Origin of the sequence: Klebsiella sp. HMSC16C06, assembly GCF_001808325.1 — a bacterium.
GTDB classification, from domain to species: Bacteria; Pseudomonadota; Gammaproteobacteria; order Enterobacterales; family Enterobacteriaceae; genus Klebsiella; species Klebsiella variicola.
Genome location: NZ_KV792988.1, coordinates 212,381 through 231,391, shown reverse-complemented (window position 1 = coordinate 231,391; position 19,011 = coordinate 212,381). Strand labels below are relative to the sequence as shown.

16 protein-coding genes and 1 pseudogene are annotated in these 19,011 nt (G+C 55.5%); 8 read left to right on the top strand and 9 right to left on the bottom strand.

The annotated features are described in order from the left end of the window. Positions 1–5 precede the first annotated feature (5 nt). Both mscK and acrR read right to left on the bottom strand, forming a co-directional pair. On the bottom strand, positions 6–3,353 hold the full coding sequence (gene mscK / locus HMPREF3142_RS05795) for a mechanosensitive channel MscK (RefSeq protein ID WP_070611751.1): 3,348 nt from the start codon (positions 3,351–3,353) through the stop codon (positions 6–8). Positions 3,354–3,482: 129 nt separating this feature from the next. Further along, positions 3,483–4,133 (bottom strand): multidrug efflux transporter transcriptional repressor AcrR, encoded by a 651-nt coding sequence (gene acrR / locus HMPREF3142_RS05790; protein WP_008805439.1) that lies wholly within the window; start codon positions 4,131–4,133, stop codon positions 3,483–3,485. A gap of 142 nt (positions 4,134–4,275) precedes the next feature. Between acrR and acrA the strand changes: the two genes are divergently transcribed. From acrA to maa, 5 genes are all read left to right on the top strand, one after another. Further along, on the top strand, positions 4,276–5,469 hold the full coding sequence (gene acrA / locus HMPREF3142_RS05785) for a multidrug efflux RND transporter periplasmic adaptor subunit AcrA (protein WP_008805438.1): 1,194 nt from the start codon (positions 4,276–4,278) through the stop codon (positions 5,467–5,469). Between the two features lie 22 nt (positions 5,470–5,491). Further along, entirely contained in the window at positions 5,492–8,638 is a 3,147-nt protein-coding gene (gene acrB, locus HMPREF3142_RS05780; protein WP_064170793.1) for a multidrug efflux RND transporter permease subunit AcrB, read from the top strand. A 482-nt stretch (positions 8,639–9,120) separates the two neighbouring features. Next, positions 9,121–9,495, top strand: a complete 375-nt coding sequence (tomB, locus tag HMPREF3142_RS05775) for an Hha toxicity modulator TomB (protein ID WP_008805436.1) — start codon at positions 9,121–9,123, stop codon at positions 9,493–9,495. 26 nt (positions 9,496–9,521) lie between these two features. Further along, the gene (locus HMPREF3142_RS05770; RefSeq protein ID WP_002892050.1) at positions 9,522–9,740 is read left to right on the top strand and encodes an HHA domain-containing protein; all 219 of its coding nucleotides are present in this window, start codon (positions 9,522–9,524) and stop codon (positions 9,738–9,740) included. 158 nt (positions 9,741–9,898) lie between these two features. Then, positions 9,899–10,465: a maltose O-acetyltransferase gene (maa, locus tag HMPREF3142_RS05765; protein WP_023297139.1), complete on the top strand. Its 567-nt coding sequence runs from the start codon at positions 9,899–9,901 to the stop codon at positions 10,463–10,465. On the opposite strand, the pseudogene HMPREF3142_RS29290 reads toward maa, so the two are convergent. Then, a pseudogene (locus HMPREF3142_RS29290) lies at positions 10,437–10,574 on the bottom strand (hypothetical protein); the annotation flags it as partial. The gene maa and the pseudogene HMPREF3142_RS29290 sit on opposite strands and share 29 nt — an antisense overlap. Positions 10,575–10,601: 27 nt before the next feature. On the opposite strand from HMPREF3142_RS29290, the gene HMPREF3142_RS05760 reads away from it, so the two are divergent. Further along, the gene (locus HMPREF3142_RS05760) at positions 10,602–11,072 is read left to right on the top strand and encodes a YlaC family protein (protein WP_008805434.1); all 471 of its coding nucleotides are present in this window, start codon (positions 10,602–10,604) and stop codon (positions 11,070–11,072) included. On the opposite strand, the gene HMPREF3142_RS05755 is transcribed toward HMPREF3142_RS05760, so the two are convergent. Then, positions 11,041–12,498, bottom strand: a complete 1,458-nt coding sequence (locus HMPREF3142_RS05755; RefSeq protein WP_070611749.1) for a MocR-like pyridoxine biosynthesis transcription factor PdxR — start codon at positions 12,496–12,498, stop codon at positions 11,041–11,043. The genes HMPREF3142_RS05760 and HMPREF3142_RS05755 overlap by 32 nt on opposite strands. Before the next feature lie 100 nt (positions 12,499–12,598). Here HMPREF3142_RS05755 and HMPREF3142_RS05750 point away from each other — a divergent pair, with 100 nt between their 5' ends. Next, the gene (locus HMPREF3142_RS05750) at positions 12,599–13,297 is read left to right on the top strand and encodes a GNAT family N-acetyltransferase (protein ID WP_016160391.1); all 699 of its coding nucleotides are present in this window, start codon (positions 12,599–12,601) and stop codon (positions 13,295–13,297) included. On the opposite strand, the gene ykgO is transcribed toward HMPREF3142_RS05750, so the two are convergent. From ykgO to HMPREF3142_RS05735, 3 genes are all read right to left on the bottom strand, one after another. Next, positions 13,294–13,434 carry a type B 50S ribosomal protein L36 gene (gene ykgO, locus HMPREF3142_RS05745; RefSeq protein ID WP_002892018.1) on the bottom strand — a complete coding sequence of 47 codons (141 nt, stop codon included), beginning with the start codon at positions 13,432–13,434 and terminating at the stop codon, positions 13,294–13,296. The genes HMPREF3142_RS05750 and ykgO overlap by 4 nt on opposite strands. Further along, positions 13,434–13,697: a type B 50S ribosomal protein L31 gene (locus tag HMPREF3142_RS05740; RefSeq protein WP_008805431.1), complete on the bottom strand. Its 264-nt coding sequence runs from the start codon at positions 13,695–13,697 to the stop codon at positions 13,434–13,436. Before HMPREF3142_RS05740 ends, ykgO begins: the two co-directional genes overlap by 1 nt. Positions 13,698–13,813: 116 nt before the next feature. Further along, positions 13,814–14,884, bottom strand: a complete 1,071-nt coding sequence (locus tag HMPREF3142_RS05735; RefSeq protein WP_008805430.1) for a LacI family DNA-binding transcriptional regulator — start codon at positions 14,882–14,884, stop codon at positions 13,814–13,816. Between the two features lie 270 nt (positions 14,885–15,154). On the opposite strand from HMPREF3142_RS05735, the gene HMPREF3142_RS05730 reads away from it, so the two are divergent. Further along, on the top strand, positions 15,155–16,426 hold the full coding sequence (locus HMPREF3142_RS05730; RefSeq protein WP_008805429.1) for a maltoporin: 1,272 nt from the start codon (positions 15,155–15,157) through the stop codon (positions 16,424–16,426). A 136-nt stretch (positions 16,427–16,562) separates the two neighbouring features. Here the strand turns inward: HMPREF3142_RS05730 and HMPREF3142_RS05725 are convergent, their stop codons facing one another. Further along, the gene (locus HMPREF3142_RS05725) at positions 16,563–16,877 is read right to left on the bottom strand and encodes a glucose PTS transporter subunit EIIB (protein ID WP_008805428.1); all 315 of its coding nucleotides are present in this window, start codon (positions 16,875–16,877) and stop codon (positions 16,563–16,565) included. A gap of 64 nt (positions 16,878–16,941) precedes the next feature. Further along, positions 16,942–18,999: a beta-galactosidase gene (locus tag HMPREF3142_RS05720; RefSeq protein WP_070611747.1), complete on the bottom strand. Its 2,058-nt coding sequence runs from the start codon at positions 18,997–18,999 to the stop codon at positions 16,942–16,944. Between the last annotated feature and the right edge of the window lie 12 nt (positions 19,000–19,011).

Genomic DNA, 19,011 nt, shown 5'->3' with positions numbered 1-19,011 from the left:
TTCGATCAGGACACGGTGGTGGGCGCCAGATCGTCCCCCTTCCCGTCCCGCTTCACTTCGGTGACTTCATCGCCTTTTTCATTGCGCAGATGAACTTCCAGCTGGTTAAAGGCAATGTTAATGTCATTCTCCCGGCACAGGCGGTCGATGGCGCGGTTGAGCTCATCCACCGTGTAGCTGCGATCGCGCAGTTCACGAACATACAGACGCAGTTCATGATCCAGCGTACTGGCCCCGAAGGTGGTGAAGAAAACCGCTGGCGCCGGCTCCTGCATCACTTTCGGATGATCGTGCGCGGCCTTCAGCAGCACCTCTTTCACTTTATCCAGATCGGAGCCATAGGCGACGCCGAGGCGGATCACCACCCGGGTCACGGTGTCGGAGAGCGACCAGTTGATCAAGCGCTCGGTAACGAACGCCTTGTTCGGGATAATTACCTCTTTGCGATCGAAGTCGGTGATGGTAGTCGCGCGGATACGGATTTTGCTTACCGTACCGGAGAAGGTGCCGATGGTTACCGTATCCCCAATGCGCACTGGACGCTCGAACAGAATAATCAGACCGGAGACGAAGTTACCGAAGATCTCCTGCAGGCCAAAACCTAAACCAACCGACAGCGCGGCCGCCAGCCATTGCAGTTTATCCCAGGAGACGCCCAGCGACCCGAACACCGTCATCGCCCCGATGGCGATAATCGCATAGTTAAGAATGGTGGTGATGGCGTAGGAGGTGCCCTGACGCATATTGAGACGCGAGAGAACCAGCACCTCCAGCAGACCCGGCAGGTTGCGTATTAGCGCCCAGGCGACCATCGACGCCACAATGGCAAACAGCAGACTGCCCATCGTGACGCTGCGCACCACGCTGGCCCCCGCTTCGGTACCGTTGTAGTGCCAGAGGGTAATGCTGTCGAGATAGGCGAAAACGGTGATCAGATCAGACCAAATCGCCCAGAACATGACGGCAAAAAGCGCGATCATCACCAGCATGGTGATGCGCAGCGTCTGCTGGTTGACCTGCTCGAGAGCGATAGTCGGCTCCTCCTGCGGCTCGGCGCCTTCCGCGCCCTCCTTCACCAGATGCTGACGGCGCGCCAGCGCCCGGCGCCAGGCGATACGTCGCGCCGCCACGCTCAGACCGCGCAGCACGGTCTGGTACAGCAGGTTCCAGATCATCACCAGATACACAGTCTCGATCCAGCGTCCCGCCAGGCGCAGCGTGGTGTAGAAGTAACCGGTCGCCGTCAGCACCATCAGGGCTACCGGGACAATAGACAGCACGGTGATCGTCAGCAGGCGCAGGCTGTGTGATTCTTTATCACGCCAGCTTTCCCGACACATCGGCCAGACCAGCACGGCAATCAGCAGCAGATTGAAGAAAATCACAAACTGCCCCAGCACGTCGTCCATCAGGTTCAGTGGCGACAGCTCGGAAATCACCGACCAGAAATTCAGCGGCAGCAACGCGAGGCTGACGCGAACAATTTGTCGCCGCCAGTGGCTGGTCAACTGCGCAGGCATATTGAAGTGGCTGACCGCCACGCCGTTCTTTTCCAGCACTTTCCAGCACAGACCAAAGACCAGCCAGAACATGGCCAGCTTTTTACTGTACGCCCACAGCAGTCCGCTGATATTAAGCTGCATGGTGAGTAAGATCAGGCCAATCGCCAAAATTACCAGCACCACCGGCAAGGCCCGAATCAGGTCGATCAGGATCGCCTTTGGCGTATGCAGCTGGGTATCGTTGCGCAGCTGCCCCACCTGGGAAGCAAGCTTAGCCTGATAATCCTTCAGCCACTGCAGACGCCAGCGGATCAGGCCGGCAATCAGCAGCAATGGTAAACCGGCCAGGAAAGCGATAAACACCGCGGGCCACGCTTTTTCCCAGTTCACGGTGATTTTCATCGCCTTAAACTGACCTTTCAGCGCTTCCGGGAAGGCCTTAATCCACTCCCAGTCCATCGGTTTATTGCTGTTCACCCAGAAAATTTGTTGGGTCAGAATTTCCTTCAGACTGCTCGAGACGCTCATCAACTGCTGCTGGTTGATCTGCAGGTTGATGGCCATCATCAGCTGGTTCCCCAGCTGTTTGTTGAACTGGTCAAGCAGTTCGCGGCGCATGTCGATCACTTCCAGTAGCGCGGCGTGGACTTCATCGTTCACTTCGCTGCTGTGCCCCTCCTCCAGTTTGGCGACAAAGGCATCGCTCTGGAACAGCGCGTCGCGCTGCTGGTTCACCTCAAACTGCTCGAGCCGCAGGTCGGCGATGCGGTTGGTCATATCCTGCAGTTCGTCCGCCGACGGCAGCGTCTGCTGTTGCTGATAAAGAATGCGCGACAGCAGCAGGCTCCCCCGCAGAACTGAAATTTGCTCTTTTATATCCCGCTCAGACTGCAGAGCGCGGTCGAGCCAGTTCTTCACCTGGATATTGCGCTGTACCAGCTGGTTGCCGTTCTCCGTCGCCTGGATCAGCTTCTCGCTGAGCTGATGGTTAATATCCAGCTCCTGCTTAACCAGCGGATTGGCCTGAATTCGCGTGGTTTCGTCCGGGGTGACCGCCTCCTGGGCGGTTTTCTCCGTCAGCGTAAGCCGCTTGCTGTTCACCGCCTCCTGCAGCAGCTGCAGCTGATGCTCCAGCCGGTTGCTCCAGGCGGTGACGTAGTCACGCTGCTTCTGCAGGGTATCCTGCAGGACGGTGTTGCCTTCGAGGCTCTTGCGCTGCTGCTCAATCTGCGCGTTGAGCAGCGCCTGTTGAGCCTGCAACAGCACCTGCTGGGTCGGGCGCAGCGTCTCGTCGCCCACCGAGGTGCCATTCAGCCGATTGCGGATCTGCTGCAACTGTTGGGAGGCGTTATACATCGCGTTCTGCACACGTTCCGGCTGCGTTTGCAGGGAAACCAGTTGGCTGTTATAGGTCGCCAGATCGTTTTGCGCATTCTGCAGATCGTCCAGCGTCTGGGTGACGCGTGACTCCAGTTGACGCAGAGAGAGCGTACTGAGCGTTTTGCGCGTGGCGGCGTCGTCAGGGACCTCGCTCAGGTTGTTGAGACTATCCACCGCCTGGCGCAGCTTCGCCGGGGCTTGCTCGACCTGCTGACGCAGCTGTGCCGTCTCGCTTTTGATGCGCTCGATTTTATCCAGCGTTTCCAGCGTCTGGGTCAAATCCTGCTGGACCAGTTTGTCCTGCGGAGTCAGTTCTTTTTGCTTGTTTAACGTATTGAGCTGGCTCTGCACCTCTGCCCGGTCAGGGAGGTCCGCGGCGCGGCCCTGAACTGGGCTGAAAAGGCCAATAAAGCAGAGCAGCGTAATGAAAAAGATAAACGTGGCGCGTTGCCTGGAGATCGTGTGCAGCATAGTTAATATGAATGAATGCAAATGCCGGAGAATACCGGGGGTCGTCGCAAGCGCGCAGAATAGCACTTCTCTTCGCTGGCGAATAGCGGCGGACGGCGCTAAAAATTCACGTACATCCGCGCGCTAACGTTAAGCTGTCAGGCTCTCCGGGCCGCGTAGCGTAGGACAGAACTGATACATCTCCAGCAGGATGGCGACGTAGTCGCGCGCTTCCGCATGCAGGTCGAACGAGTCAGGGGCAAACAGCCAGTTTTCCATCAGGCCGGAAAGGTAGCTGCGCATTAACACGGCCGCCCGCCGGGTGAGTAAATTGGCGGGCAACAGCTTCGCGGCGATGCACTCTTTTAAGGTCTGCTCGATACGCTCGTAGCTCGCCAGGGAGAGCTGCCGCTGGGCCTGCTGCACCACGGTCATCTCACCGACAAACTCACACTTATGATAGATAATCTCCATCATTAATCGTCGACGTTCCTCTGTCACTGTCGCTTCAAGAACATAGACTAATATCTCCCTGATAACTGAGAGTGGATCGTTGGGGAATTTTGCCCGATACTCAATTTCGAGATCGCTAATACTGGCGTCTGACAGCTCCCAAATTTCGTTGAATAAATCTGATTTATTCTTGAAATGCCAGTAGATAGCCCCCCTCGTTACACCCGCAGCTTTTGCAATTGTTGCCAACGAGGTAGATGATACGCCTTGCTGCGAAAACAGACGCAGAGCAACATCCAGAATCAGTTGCCGGGTTTCACGTGCCTGTTGTTTGGTTTTTCGTGCCATAGGTTAATGACTTTACAGAGGTTACGTTTACATACATTTGTGAATGTATGTACCATAGCATGACCATAATAGAAAGACTGTAGTGGGTTTGTGGTTGTTTGAGCCACTGAACATTTTGAAATTGGACACTCGAGGTTTACATATGAACAAAAACAGAGGGTTAACGCCTCTGGCGGTCGTTCTGATGCTCTCAGGCAGCTTAGCGCTAACAGGATGTGACGATAAACCGGCTCAACAAGGAGCCCAGCACATGCCGGAAGTCGGTATTGTGACGCTCAAATCCGCACCTCTACAAATAACCACCGAACTGCCAGGCCGCACCAGCGCCTATCGCATTGCGGAAGTCCGTCCTCAGGTCAGTGGCATTATTTTAAAACGTAACTTCGTGGAAGGTAGCGATATCCAGGCCGGCGTCTCCCTGTATCAGATCGATCCCGCCACCTATCAGGCCAGCTATGACAGCGCCAAAGGCGACCTGGCAAAAGCCCAGGCGGCGGCGAACATGGATCAACTGACGGTCAAGCGTTATCAGAAACTGTTAGGCACCAAATATATTAGTCAACAAGACTACGATACCGCCGTTGCGACAGCACAGCAGAGCAATGCGGCCGTGGTCGCAGCAAAAGCAGCTGTTGAAACCGCGCGCATCAATCTGGCCTACACCAAAGTCACCTCGCCAATTAGCGGCCGGATTGGTAAATCCGCGGTGACCGAAGGCGCGCTGGTGCAGAATGGTCAAACGACTGCCCTGGCAACCGTTCAGCAGTTGGATCCGATCTATGTTGACGTCACCCAGTCGAGCAATGATTTCCTGCGCCTGAAACAGGAGCTGGCCGATGGCCGCCTGAAACAGGAAAACGGCAAAGCGAAAGTGGAGCTGGTGACGAATGACGGTCTTAAGTATCCGCAGGCCGGCACGCTGGAATTTTCGGATGTCACCGTCGATCAGACCACCGGCTCTATCACGCTGCGCGCGATTTTCCCGAACCCGGACCACACCCTGCTACCGGGGATGTTTGTGCGTGCCCGTCTGGAAGAAGGGGTTAACCCTGACGCCCTGCTGGTACCGCAACAGGGTGTTACCCGTACGCCGCGCGGCGACGCCAGCGTCATGGTGGTCGGGGAAGGCGATAAAGTCGAAGTCCGCCAGGTCACTGCTTCTCAGGCGATTGGCGATAAATGGCTGGTCACTGACGGTCTGAAAACTGGCGATCGCGTTATCGTCACCGGCCTGCAAAAAATCAAACCAGGCGTGCAGGTAAAAGCGCAGGAAGTAGCTTCTGATGATAAACAGCAAGCCGCAGGCAACGCGCCATCAGAACAAACCAAGTCTTAACTTAAACAGGAGCCGTTAAGACATGCCTAATTTCTTTATCGATCGCCCCATATTTGCATGGGTGATCGCCATCATCATCATGCTGGCTGGGGGATTATCGATCCTCAAATTGCCGGTAGCGCAATATCCGACGATTGCGCCGCCAGCAATTTCCATTACCGCCATGTACCCCGGTGCTGACGCCGAAACTGTGCAGAACACCGTGACTCAGGTTATCGAACAGAATATGAACGGTATCGACCACCTGATGTACATGTCCTCCAATGGCGACTCCACCGGTACGGCGACCATCACCCTGACCTTCGAATCCGGTACCGATCCGGATATTGCCCAGGTTCAGGTTCAGAACAAGCTGGCGCTGGCGACACCTCTGCTGCCGCAAGAAGTACAGCAGCAAGGGATTAGCGTTGAGAAAGCGTCCAGCAGCTTCCTGATGGTTGTCGGCGTTATTAACACCAACGGCACCATGAACCAGGACGATATTTCGGACTACGTGGCGGCCAACATGAAGGACCCGATCAGCCGTACCAGCGGTGTCGGCGACGTTCAGCTGTTCGGTTCCCAGTACGCGATGCGTATCTGGATGGATCCGAACAAACTGAACAACTTCCAGCTGACGCCGGTGGACGTGATCAGCGCCCTGAAAGCGCAGAACGCCCAGGTGGCCGCGGGTCAGTTAGGCGGTACGCCGCCGGTGAAAGGCCAGCAGCTTAACGCCTCGATCATCGCGCAAACCCGTCTGACCAATACCGAAGAGTTTGGCAACATTCTGCTGAAGGTGAACCAGGACGGTTCCCAGGTTCGTCTGCGCGATGTCGCCAAAATTGAGCTGGGCGGCGAAAGCTATGACGTAGTGGCGAAGTTTAACGGCCAGCCAGCATCGGGTCTGGGTATTAAACTGGCTACCGGCGCGAACGCGCTGGATACCGCCAACGCTATCCGTGCAGAGCTGGCGAAGATGGAGCCGTTTTTCCCGTCGGGGATGAAGATCGTTTACCCGTATGACACCACCCCGTTCGTGAAAATTTCTATTCACGAAGTGGTTAAAACGCTGGTGGAAGCGATCATCCTGGTGTTCCTGGTCATGTATCTGTTCCTGCAGAACTTCCGCGCCACGCTGATCCCGACCATCGCCGTCCCCGTAGTCCTGTTAGGCACCTTCGCGGTGTTGGCGGCGTTTGGCTTCTCGATAAACACCCTGACGATGTTCGGGATGGTGCTCGCCATCGGCCTGTTGGTGGATGACGCCATCGTGGTGGTCGAGAACGTCGAGCGCGTAATGGCGGAAGAGGGTCTGCCGCCGAAAGAAGCGACGCGTAAATCGATGGGACAGATCCAGGGCGCGCTGGTCGGTATCGCCATGGTGCTGTCGGCGGTATTTATCCCAATGGCGTTCTTCGGCGGTTCAACCGGGGCCATCTATCGCCAGTTCTCCATCACCATCGTTTCTGCGATGGCGCTGTCGGTACTGGTGGCGTTGATCCTGACGCCAGCGCTGTGCGCCACGATGCTGAAGCCTATTCAGAAAGGCAGCCATGGCGCGACCACCGGTTTCTTCGGCTGGTTTAACCGCATGTTCGATAAGAGCACGCACCACTACACCGACAGCGTAGGCAACATTCTGCGCAGCACCGGTCGTTATCTGGTGCTGTATCTGATCATCGTGGTGGGCATGGCGTGGCTGTTCGTCCGTCTGCCGAGCTCGTTCCTGCCGGACGAGGACCAGGGGGTATTCCTGAGCATGGCGCAGCTGCCTGCCGGCGCCACCCAGGAGCGTACGCAGAAAGTGCTGGATGAGATGACGGACTACTATCTCACCAAAGAGAAAAACAACGTGGAATCCGTGTTTGCGGTTAACGGCTTCGGTTTCGCCGGTCGTGGCCAGAACACCGGCATCGCGTTCGTCTCGCTGAAAGACTGGAGCCAGCGTCCGGGTGAGGAAAACAAAGTTGAAGCGATCACCGGCCGGGCGATGGGCTACTTCTCGCAGATTAAAGATGCGATGGTGTTCGCCTTTAACCTGCCAGCTATCGTTGAACTGGGTACCGCGACCGGCTTTGACTTCCAGCTCATTGACCAGGGCGGTCTGGGCCACGAAAAACTGACCCAGGCGCGAAATCAGCTGTTTGGCATGGTGGCGCAGCATCCTGACGTATTAACCGGCGTGCGTCCTAACGGTCTGGAAGATACACCGCAGTTCAAAGTCGATATCGATCAGGAAAAAGCCCAGGCGCTGGGCGTCTCTATCAGCGACATTAACACCACGCTGGGCGCAGCCTGGGGCGGGAGCTATGTCAACGACTTTATCGACCGCGGCCGCGTGAAGAAAGTGTACATCATGTCTGAAGCGAAATACCGTATGCTGCCGGAAGACATCGGCAAGTGGTATGTTCGCGGCAGCGATGGTCAGATGGTGCCGTTCTCCGCCTTCTCTACTTCGCGTTGGGAATACGGTTCGCCGCGTCTGGAACGCTACAACGGCCTGCCGTCGCTGGAAATTCTCGGCCAGGCAGCGCCAGGCAAGAGTACCGGTGAGGCGATGAGCCTGATGGAAGAGCTGGCGGGTAAACTGCCTTCCGGTATCGGCTACGACTGGACCGGGATGTCTTATCAGGAACGACTGTCCGGCAACCAGGCCCCTGCCCTGTATGCCATTTCGCTGATTGTCGTCTTCCTGTGTCTGGCAGCGCTGTATGAGAGCTGGTCAATTCCGTTCTCGGTCATGCTGGTCGTTCCGCTGGGTGTGGTCGGTGCGCTGTTAGCCGCTACCTTCCGCGGTTTAACCAACGACGTTTACTTCCAGGTGGGCCTGTTGACCACCATCGGCCTGTCGGCGAAGAACGCGATATTGATCGTTGAATTCGCCAAAGACCTGATGGAGAAAGAGGGTAAAGGGCTAATTGAGGCAACGCTTGAAGCAGTGCGTATGCGTCTGCGTCCGATCCTGATGACCTCCCTGGCGTTTATCCTCGGCGTTATGCCGCTGGTGATCAGCTCGGGTGCCGGCTCCGGCGCGCAGAACGCCGTCGGTACTGGCGTAATGGGCGGGATGGTGACCGCGACGATTCTGGCCATCTTCTTCGTGCCAGTGTTCTTCGTGGTGGTTCGTCGCCGCTTTAGCAAGAAATCGGAAGATATTGAGCACAGCCATCAGGTTGAGCATCATTAATCGTCACACTTGAACAAAGGGCCGCCTTCGCGGCCCTTTTTTTGTCCGTCGCAACAGGGCACATATTGCCATTGTTTATTTTTCACACTGCATTTAATATATATTGATATGGTCCTGGCTATTTTTTCACATTGCCTGGTACTTATGATCTTTACACACTCATTTACCAGGAATAATCCTAATACCAACGCCCGCGGCCGGCGGTTTCTGAACGCGACAGCTGCCTGCCTTAAGCCGATGATTGATAAGACTTCTCTATTTCTCGGGCTGTGTGCCAGGGCCTGCGAAATTAATTCGTCTATTTTTAAGATAATTTCTCTCTGATAATTGTAATTTTTCGTAATAGCACGATGAAATCTGTTGGAGAGTGGATTATAGTTAAATCAGCAGGATTACTCAGTTAGTGTCAGGTCGGTTAGTCGTGTTCATCCCACAACGGTGTTTGTTAGTCGTCGTTTAAACCACTCAAAAGGGGATGCGTTATGGACGAATACTCGCCAAAAAGACATGATATTGCACAGCTACGCTTTCTCTGCGAAACGCTGTATCATGACTGCCTTGCAAACCTGGAAGAGAGCAACCATGGCTGGGTCAACGACCCGACTTCGGCTGTCAATCTTCAGTTAAATGAATTGATCGAGCACATTGCCACATTCGCGCTTAATTATAAAATTAAGTACACTGAGGATAATAAACTGGTCGCTCAGGTTGACGAATATCTGGACGATACTTTTACCTTGTTCAGTAACTACGGCATTAACTCAACGGATTTGCAAAAGTGGAAAAAATCCGGTAATCGACTATTTCGTTGCTTTGTCAACGCCAGCCGGGAAAACCCGGCCAGTCTCTCGTGTTAGAATTATTACAATCAAAAGGTGGAATTATGTCTGATAAGCCATTAACTAAAACAGACTATTTGATGCGCTTACGTCGTTGCCAGACAATTGACACGCTGGAGCGCGTCATTGAAAAAAATAAATATGAACTGTCTGATAATGAACTGGCGGTATTTTACTCAGCCGCCGATCATCGTCTGGCTGAACTGACCATGAATAAGCTGTACGATAAGATCCCGACCTCAGTCTGGAAGTTTATCCGCTAATCGACGCGCACAACGTGGTCTGCTGACCGGACGATACGCGTCAGCCGCCGCAGGGTATCTTTGTGATAGTCATCACATCATTCAGCTAACAGCAACCCTGTAACCGGTTTCTTTTTTATACTGCTACGGCCATCTAAAGTCAGGTATAAGGAAGACCCATGAGTGAAGAAAAACGTAAAATGATCGCCGGTGAGCTCTATTTATCTGGCGACCCAACGCTTCGCGCCGATCGCCTGCGCGCCAGACAGTTGTTACACCGTTATAATCATTCCTCCCCGGATGCGCAGGAAGAACGTCAGCATATTCTGGCCGAGCTGTTCGGTCGCGCCGGCGATGCGTATATCGAGCCAAGCTTTCGCTGCGACTACGGCTACAATATCTTTCTCGGCAACGCGTTTTACGCCAATTTTGACTGCGTGATGCTGGACGTCTGCCCTATTCATATTGGCGATAACTGCATGCTGGCGCCGGGCGTCCATATTTATACCGCCACCCATCCGCTGGATGCCGAGGCGCGTAACAGCGGCCAGGAATATGGCAAACCAGTGACCATTGGCCACAATGTGTGGATTGGTGGGCGGGCGGTAATCAATCCCGGGGTGACCATTGGTGATAATGCGGTCATTGCGTCCGGTGCAGTCGTCACCAAAGATGTACTGGCCGGGGCCGTTGTCGGCGGCAACCCGGCGCAGATCATTAAGCGCCTTCCGGTACCAAATCCGTAACTGTTATGGTTTTCTGTAACTGATCTGTTACTTTCGCCGTGGAATATTGCAACATAAAATAGCCTTCAGGCTAAGCCTGCCACGCCTGGTCCGCCGGGCGCGCACGGCTGGCTCATTGCAGAATTCGGGGACCAAGATGACAGAAATACAACGCCTGCTAACTCATACCATTGACGAACTCAACGTTCAGGAAAAACGCGATAATCGCCCGCGTTTTAGCATCAGTTTTATCCGCAACCATCCGGGGCTGTTTGTTGCCATGTATGCCGCGTTTCTGGCGACGCTGGTGGTCATGCTGCGCTCTGAAACGCTGGTAGACTCGGTCTGGTTGCTGGTGGTGCTGTTCATCCTGTTCAACGCCTTTTTCTTCTTTGATGTCTATCCGCGCTATCGTTATGAAGATATCGATGTCCTCGACTTTCGCGTGTGCTACAACGGGGAATGGTATAACACCCGCTTTGTTCCCCGGCAGCTGATCGAGCGTATTCTTCAGTCGCCGGATGTCGATAGCGAGCAGAAGGCGCAGCTCAAAAAGATGGTCGCCACCAAAGGCGAGCTCTCCTTCTACGACGTTTTTACGCTGACCCGCGCCGGTGCTGCACAATAAGACGATTTAGCGTCCGCAGCGCCAGCGGATAGCGGGAAGCAGAAGTATTACCATATCCCAGCACCAGCCCGCTCCGCCCCCGCTGCGGGTCGAGATAGAAATGACTTAACGCGGCAGGCGCCAGTTGAAACTGACGCGCCTGCTGCGCAATCGCCTGGTCATCGAACCCTTCCATTGCGACTGTCAAATGGAGCCCCCCTTCCCCGCCAAGGACCTCGCATGGCACGGTTATCTCTTGCGCCAGTGCCTCACGCAGCTGTTGTTGGCGCTTGCGGTACAGGCGACGCATGGCCGCCAGATGGCGAGCATAGTGCCCCTTCTCAATAAACCTGGCCAGCGCCCGCTGTTCCGTGCGGTGTCCTCCACGCAGCAACGTGCCAATCACATCCTGAACGGCATCCGCCAGCGCAGGCGGCATCACCATGAAGCCAATACGCAGCGCCGGAAAGAGTGTTTTGCTGAAGGTACCGAGATACACCACCGGGGCATCCGGCACCATCCCCAGCATCGCCGGGATCGGCTCTCCGCTATGGCGAAACTCGCTGTCGTAGTCATCCTCCACAATCCACGCCCCGTGCAGGCGGGCGTACTCCACCAGCGCCAGACGTCGCGCGGCGCTCATGACGCTCCCGAGGGGATACTGATGAGAGGGAGAGGTGAAGATCAGCCGGGGCGGCTCCGCGACGCCGTTGGCAATCCCCATCCCTTTGTCATCGACCGCCATCCCGCTGACCCGCAGCCCTGCCCGCTGGAAGCTGCTCCTGGCCCCCAGGTAACCCGGCTCTTCCACCCACACGCTGTCGCCAGGATCCGTCAACAGCGAAGCGCATAAGTTCACCCCTTCCAGGGCCCCTTCGGTAATGACAATCTGCCGAATATCGCAACGGATCCCCCGGGAGAGCGCCAGATGACGAGCGATAGCCTCCCGCAGCAAGGGGTCGCCTGCCGCCTCGCCATAGCCGAGCAGTGCACTGCCCTCGTCACGTAAGACGTTATCCATCAGCCGCCGCCACAGCGGCAACGGGAAATAGTTCACCGCCGGCATGCCAGTGGTAAACAGCAGCGCCGGAGAGTCGCGGCGCATTGCGGCTGGCAGCCCTTGCAGCCGTTCAGGCAGCACGACGGGCGGCACCTTCACGGGCTCTTCGCGGCAGGCGGCGAGCGGTACCACCTGCGTTCCCTGACGGCTCCGCATCAGGTATCCCTCCAGCGCCAGCTGCTCCAGGGCAGCATTGACCGTATTTCGCGATAGCTGCAGCCGTCCGGCCATCACCCGCGATCCGGGCAAACGGCAGTTGGCCGCCAGAGTTCCCTGCAGGATGGCATGACGCAATGTGTGGTAAAGGGCCCGCTGCAGGGTTTCATCCGATCGGTGCTGTATCCCCTGCGTCACCAGCGTAAAAAAACCATCGTCCGGTATGTTCATCTCATCTCCTCGTGGCCCTATAAAAACATACGCCTGTGGCACTTTTTATGGAACCAGTGAGCGCGTACGCTGCCTGAAAAACCCCGCTAAGGAAACCGCAATGCGTGAATACAATCAGTTTGGACAGGAACTCGGCGCCGCGCTGCCTGACTGGCAACCGCGTCCATGGCCAGCACGGCAGGTATTACAGGGCAGCCGCTGTCGGCTCGAACCACTGACTCTCGCGCATGCCAGCGACCTGTTTGCTGCTCACCAGCTGGCGCCAGACGCCCGCAGCTGGACGTGGCTGCTGCGTGAACCTGAGAGCAACCTTGCAGAATTCAGTGCCTGGGTGGAGCAGGTCGCCACGCTGGCAGACCCGATCCATTTTGCCGTCGTTGACCAGCGGCAAGGGAAAGCGGTTGGCTCGCTGGCGTTAATGCGCATTGACGCCACCCACGGCGTGGTAGAGGTGGGACATGTGCATTTTTCACCGTTGCTGAGCCGAACGGCTATGGCCACCGAAGCGCACTGGCTGTTGATGCAGTATGTGTTTGATACGCTCGGTTATCGTCGCTATGAATGGAAATGTAATAGTCTCAATATGCCGTCGGGCCGGGCGGCAAGACGGCTGGGTTTTCAGTACGAAGGACGTTTTCGTCAGGCACTGGTGAGCAAAGGACATAACCGGGATACGGACTGGTTTTCGGTGATAGACGGCGAATGGCCGCAGCTGGATAACGCCATGCGGCAATGGCTGGCCGCCGACAATTTTACCGCCGACGGCCAGCAGCGCCGCACTCTGGAGAGTTTCCGTTAACGACGTTTTTTGCGCCCCTGCACCGCTTTAAAGCGGGGGTTGCTCTTACAGATAACGTACAGCCGCCCTTTGCGCTTGACCAGCTGACAATCCGGGTGGCGCTGTTTGGCGCTGCGTAATGAGTTAACGACCTGCATCATGCCTTCCTTTTCGCATCAATAAAGCCGCCGAAGCGCTGACGGAACCGGGCCGCGCTGCCCTCGCTGGCGAAGGTTTTTTGTTTGCCGGTGTAGTACGGATGCGATTTCGAGGAGACGTCGATCGTTACATACGGAAAAGTTTCGCCGTCGAGTTCAATCACGCGATCGGTGCGGATGGTGGAACCGACTTTAAAATACTCATTAACGCTGGTGTCGTGAAACACCACCGTGCGATAAGGGGGATGGATATGGGCTTTCATGATGACCTCGTCATTATGTTATAACATAACATTTAAGTTACGCCGTTCCACGACAAAGATCAACCATGTTCAAATTAAGGGTAATGGGCCTAAGGCGAGTTTCCCCGCCTTAGGTTTCAGGGCGCCAGACGGTGGGCGATGGCGCGTAGCTGTTCCGCGATGGCCTGCAGATCTTTGCCTTGCTCAGTTCTGGCGCCGCTGGAATGACGTATCACCAGGCGCGCCGGCAGGATGGATGAAGTATGTGGCGCACCGCTGGTGCTGGCGAGGATCCGCCGCACCGCTTCTTTCCCCTGCAGATCGAGGTCCAGCGACACCGTACTCAGCGCCGGATAGAAAAAGGAGCTTTCGTAGGTATCGTCATAGCCAATGACGGACTTCTCCCCCGGCACCGCCACCTGGTGCTGATGGAAGGCGCTGAGCACCCCCAGCGCCATCTGGTCATTACCCACCAGCACGGCGCTGAAATTGGGCGTTTCGCGCAGCATCTGCAGCGCGCCGGCATAGCCGCTTTGCGCATCCCAGTTGCCGTGCAGAACGGTCACCGGCTTCAGGCCGTAGCCCTCCAGAGTCTCCAGCCAGCTTTTCAGCCGGAGTTTGGCCGAGACGGAGCTGTCCGGCCCCGCCAGCAACGCGATCTCCCGATGCCCCATCTCATAAAGATATTTGACGCTGGCCCGGGTGCCATCTGCCGGATTAAACGAAACGTTAAACACGGAACTGTAGGGGTCGACATCGAGAAAAAGGCAGACGATATCATCGTTGTCAGCGGCGATTTTCTGCGCCTGCTCGGTCTCCAGCGGCACGTTGATAATGACTTTATCCACCCGCTGAGATTTCAGCTCATTGATGGAATCCTGAATACTTTGGTTGACGCTCTCATCGATCATCGAAATCAGGACCTGGTAACCTTCCAGATTGGCATAACGTTTTACCGCCGCCGCCACCTGGGAAGGCGCATGCCAGGCCAGCGAAATCGTCACCAGCCCGACCGTCTGACTCTCCTTCCCCACCAGCTGCTGCGCCAGCCGGTTTGGCACATAGCGTAAGGCCTCTATCGATTTCTCCACCTTGCGGCGCGTCGCTTCGGATACATTGGCAGATTTATTGAGTACCCTGGACACGGTCTGGTAAGAGACGCCCGCATGGCGTGCGACGTCTTCCAGAGTAGCGCTTTTAGACTTCATGGTCCGGTTCCTTATGTTGTTATCCCATGATTGTAACAGGGGCCATTTGAAAAAACGCTCACCGCCACCTTTCATCGCAAAATTACACCACAAAAAGTATTACGTTCACAACATAGTTAATTGTGAATCACCTCACCCATCACAACAAAAACCAGCATGATTATTTGCACTTAGTCACACAATAATCATATCTCGTTTGCCTGAAGTTACATTTAGGCATTTTATGACATCAGTTATGTGAACGTAATACAAAACAATAAGAGGATAGAGATGAATACGACACTGCGCGCCCTTTCCGCCGCGTTAGCCGCTGCGCTAATCGCCCCTTCCGCGTTTGCGGCGACCGCCGCAATCCCGAGTATCGATTTCCATGGCTATATGCGCGCCGGGGTTGGGGTCTCCGGCGATGGTAGTGAAGCGGAATGGCAAAAGAACAAGCTGGGCCGTTTGGGTAATGAATCGGATACCTATGGTGAGCTGGAGCTGGGCTCCGAGGTCTACAAGAAAGATGACGTCAGCTTCTATCTCGACAGCATGGTCAGCATGGTCTCCGACGGCTCTAACGATAATGAAACCACGCTGAATGATGATGCACAGTTCGGTTTACGTCAGCTGAACCTGCAGATCAAAGGGCTGATCCCCGGCGATCCGAATGCGGTGATCTGGGGGGGTAAACGTTACTACCAGCGCCACGATCTGCACATCATCGATACCAAATACTGGAACATATCCGGCTCCGGGGCCGGGGTGGAAAACTACACCCTCGGCCCGGGCGCCGTCTCGCTGGCCTGGATCCGCGGCGATGCCAACGACGTTGACTATCGCGTCGATGGCGACAGCAACGTCAATATTAACTATATCGATTTACGCTATGCAGGCTGGAAGCCGTGGTCGGGTTCGTGGACCGAATTCGGCATCGACTACGCCATGCCGAACACCACCAAAAAACAGGACAGCTACGGCGGGCTGTACGATGCCGATAATGGCGTGATGCTGACCGGTGAAATCAGTCAGGATATGCTGGGCGGCTATAACAAAACCGTGCTGCAGTATGCCAACAAAGGGCTGGCGCAGAACATGGTCTCCCAGGGCGGCGGCTGGTACGATATGTGGAACTACGTGAACGACGCCACCGGCTATCGCGTGATTAACACCGGCCTGATCCCGATTACCGAAAAGTTCTCCATCAACCACGTCCTGACCTGGGGCTCGGCGGATGATATTACCGACTACACCGACAAAACGCGGATGCTGTCGCTGGTTGCCCGTGGGCAGTATCAGTTCACCGACTACGTCCGCCTGATTGGCGAAGTCGGCGGTTTCTATCAGAAAGACAGCTATAACAATGGCACCAGCTACAAACAGGCCGGTGAGAAATATACCATTGCGCTGGGCCTCGCGGACGGGCCGGACTTTATGTCACGCCCGGAATTACGCATTTTTGCTTCATACCTGAATGATTCCGAAGATGGTAAACCGTTTGAAGACCAGACGGCGAATAATACCTGGAATTTCGGCGTGCAGGTTGAGGCCTGGTGGTAATATCGCGCTGGTAAGACAAATACGTTATTTATATCTCCAACTGTAAGGTCATTAATTACCCTCCGGTAATCATTATTGCCACTGCTGTCTTTGTCTTATTTTCGGGATAACCTGTTTTCAGGTTATCCCGTTTTATTTATTTCCGGGTAGCAAAATGCTCATCCAGCAATTGACGCAACGCATCGGACTGCTTACCGAAAATAGCATGCACCTGCTGACCGAGAATAATGACGCCCAGCGCGCCCTGCTGCTGTAATGCGTCAGTATCCACGGCAGCAAGATGACGAACCGTCACCCGCAGACGAGTAATACAGGCATCCACTTGCGTAATATTCGCTTCGCCACCAAAGGCCTGAATCAGCGCCTCGATTTGCTGTTTTTCCACCTCGCTTAACGGCTGTGCCGGACGTGCAGGAGAGAAATAGTGCAGAAAGGATTTTAAACTCACCATCATAAACTCCAGGTTTAAGATAAAAAAAAGCCTGCTCAGCAGAGCAGGCGTGGAGAAAAAAGGATTAGGCGTGACGACGAAGAATACGGCAATCCCATGCTGAGAGTGTCAGCGGGTCCGGCGCCGCCGCGTCGGTCAGGCAATCCCAATACCCCGGCGGCAGAGTCAGAGTATGACTTTGCGCGCTGTAGTTCTGCAGGAAGACAAACGTGCTCTCACCGTCGGTGCGCGCGGTAGCCACTACGCCGGGCGGTAAATCCGCCGCTATCGCTCGTGGCAGATCCAGCTCCCTGCTCAGGGCAGCAAAGAAATCGCGCTGGAAGGCTAAATCGTTGCGGGAGGCGACATGCCAGGCTTTACCTTTCCCGAAACCGTTCACCGTCACCGCCGGCCGTCCGGCATAGAAATCATCCCGGTAGGTGGCCAGCGTCTGAGCGCTCTCGGTATGGATTAGTTCACAGAGATGGCGCACCTGATAGGGACCCTGCAGACCGCACTGATTCCCGGCAAGCCCCTGCACAAGATTAAACTCGCCGTCATTCAGACAGTCGATCTCTTCCGCCCAGATCCCCAGCAGATTGCGCAGCGGGCCCGGGAAGCCGCCGAGATAGCAGAGATCGGACTCATTGACGATGCCGGTCCAGTAGGTGGTCACCAGGTGGCCGCCGCTGGCGACAAACGCCTCTGCCCGCGCGGCAAAGCCGTCGCGCACCATATATAACATCGGGGCAATCACTAACCGGTATGGCGTTAAATCGACATCAGCGTCAATCACATCGACGGCAATGCCCTGTTCCCAGAACGGACGGTAGTGTTCGTTGACCGTCTTCTCATACTCCATACCCAGATTGCGCGGCCCCTGGGCGTCATCAAGCGCCCAGCGGTTTTGTTGGTCGAAGATAATCGCTACTTTCGCCTCGGTGCGACAACCCCGGACCTCTGGTAGCTTGCTCAGTATCTCGCCGAGCTGGCTGACTTCACGACCAATACGGGTATCAATGTGCCCGACGTGGTCAACCACCGCGCCGTGAAATTTCTCAACCGAACCGCGGCTTTTCCGCCACTGGAAATACTGCACCGAGTCGGCGCCATGCGCCACCGCCTGCAGCGAGGAGAGAATATGCATTCCCGGCTTCTTCAGTTTGCTGGTCGGCTGCCAGTTGGTGGCGCCTGGTGTGGACTCCATCAGCACAAACGGTTTGCCGCCCTTCAGGCTGCGCATCATGTCGTGATACATCGCGGTGTAGCAGGCCAGTGCGGTTTCGTCTTTATCGCGGTGCCACATCGGATAGCTGTCCCACGAGATAAAGTCCAGCACCTCTGCCAGTTGCCAGTAGTCGTAATCGTAGAAATACTCCATAAAGTTAGTGGTCACCGGCAGGGAGGCATTCGCCGCCTTCAGCGGGGCAATTTCATGGCGGCAGAAATCGGTCACCTGAGCGGTGTTAAAGCGATGCCAGTCAAGATTGAGACCGTGAATTGACACCTCGCCCTGTGGCGCAGGTGATTCAATTTGCGACCAGTCGGTATAGGTATGACTCCAGAAGGTGCTCCACCAGGCCTGGTTGAGGTTCTCCAGGGTCTGGTAACGCGCCTTCAGCCAGTCACGAAAACGGTTCTGGCAGAGATCGCAATGGCATTCACCGCCATATTCATTGGAAATATGCCAGCCCAGTACCGCCGGGTGTGAAGAATAACGCTCTGCAAGCAGGGTATTGATTTTGAGGGTTTTCTCGCGATAGACCGGTGACGACATACAGTGGTTGTGACGGCCGCCGTGCAGGGCCGGCACCCGATCGCGTCCCACCCGCAGAACCTGCGGATAGCGCTGAGACATCCACGCCGGACGCGCGCCGCTCGGCGTGGCCAGAAAAACATGAATGCCGGCGGCATACAGTTTATCGAGGATAGTATCCAGCCAGGCGAAATTAAATACCCCTTCGCGTGGCTCCAGTTTCGCCCAGCTAAATATTCCCACCGACATCACATTGCATTTTGCCTGCTGCATCATGGCAATGTCTTTATCAATAATATCGGGGTCATTCTCCCATTGCTCCGGATTATAATCCGCGCCATGCAGCAGCGTACTAACCTTCGGATGTAAAGGTGCAAATTTATTCATAATAAACTTCCT

Bases quoted from the DNA above. Each gene is read 5' to 3' on its own strand.
- acrA (WP_008805438.1), top strand. From the start codon at position 4,276: ATGAACAAAAACAGAGGGTTAACGCCTCTGGCGGTCGTTCTGATGCTC.
- HMPREF3142_RS05755 (WP_070611749.1), bottom strand. From the start codon at position 12,498: ATGAACATACCGGACGATGGTTTTTTTACGCTGGTGACGCAGGGGATA.
- acrB (WP_064170793.1), top strand. From the start codon at position 5,492: ATGCCTAATTTCTTTATCGATCGCCCCATATTTGCATGGGTGATCGCC.
- HMPREF3142_RS05770 (WP_002892050.1), top strand. From the start codon at position 9,522: ATGTCTGATAAGCCATTAACTAAAACAGACTATTTGATGCGCTTACGT.
- acrR (WP_008805439.1), bottom strand. From the start codon at position 4,133: ATGGCACGAAAAACCAAACAACAGGCACGTGAAACCCGGCAACTGATT.
- HMPREF3142_RS05740 (WP_008805431.1), bottom strand. From the start codon at position 13,697: ATGAAAGCCCATATCCATCCCCCTTATCGCACGGTGGTGTTTCACGAC.
- HMPREF3142_RS05750 (WP_016160391.1), top strand. From the start codon at position 12,599: ATGCGTGAATACAATCAGTTTGGACAGGAACTCGGCGCCGCGCTGCCT.
- HMPREF3142_RS05720 (WP_070611747.1), bottom strand. From the start codon at position 18,999: ATGAATAAATTTGCACCTTTACATCCGAAGGTTAGTACGCTGCTGCAT.
- HMPREF3142_RS05735 (WP_008805430.1), bottom strand. From the start codon at position 14,884: ATGAAGTCTAAAAGCGCTACTCTGGAAGACGTCGCACGCCATGCGGGC.
- mscK (WP_070611751.1), bottom strand. From the start codon at position 3,353: ATGCTGCACACGATCTCCAGGCAACGCGCCACGTTTATCTTTTTCATT.
- tomB (WP_008805436.1), top strand. From the start codon at position 9,121: ATGGACGAATACTCGCCAAAAAGACATGATATTGCACAGCTACGCTTT.
- ykgO (WP_002892018.1), bottom strand. From the start codon at position 13,434: ATGCAGGTCGTTAACTCATTACGCAGCGCCAAACAGCGCCACCCGGAT.
- maa (WP_023297139.1), top strand. From the start codon at position 9,899: ATGAGTGAAGAAAAACGTAAAATGATCGCCGGTGAGCTCTATTTATCT.
- HMPREF3142_RS05730 (WP_008805429.1), top strand. From the start codon at position 15,155: ATGAATACGACACTGCGCGCCCTTTCCGCCGCGTTAGCCGCTGCGCTA.
- HMPREF3142_RS05760 (WP_008805434.1), top strand. From the start codon at position 10,602: ATGACAGAAATACAACGCCTGCTAACTCATACCATTGACGAACTCAAC.
- HMPREF3142_RS05725 (WP_008805428.1), bottom strand. From the start codon at position 16,877: ATGGTGAGTTTAAAATCCTTTCTGCACTATTTCTCTCCTGCACGTCCG.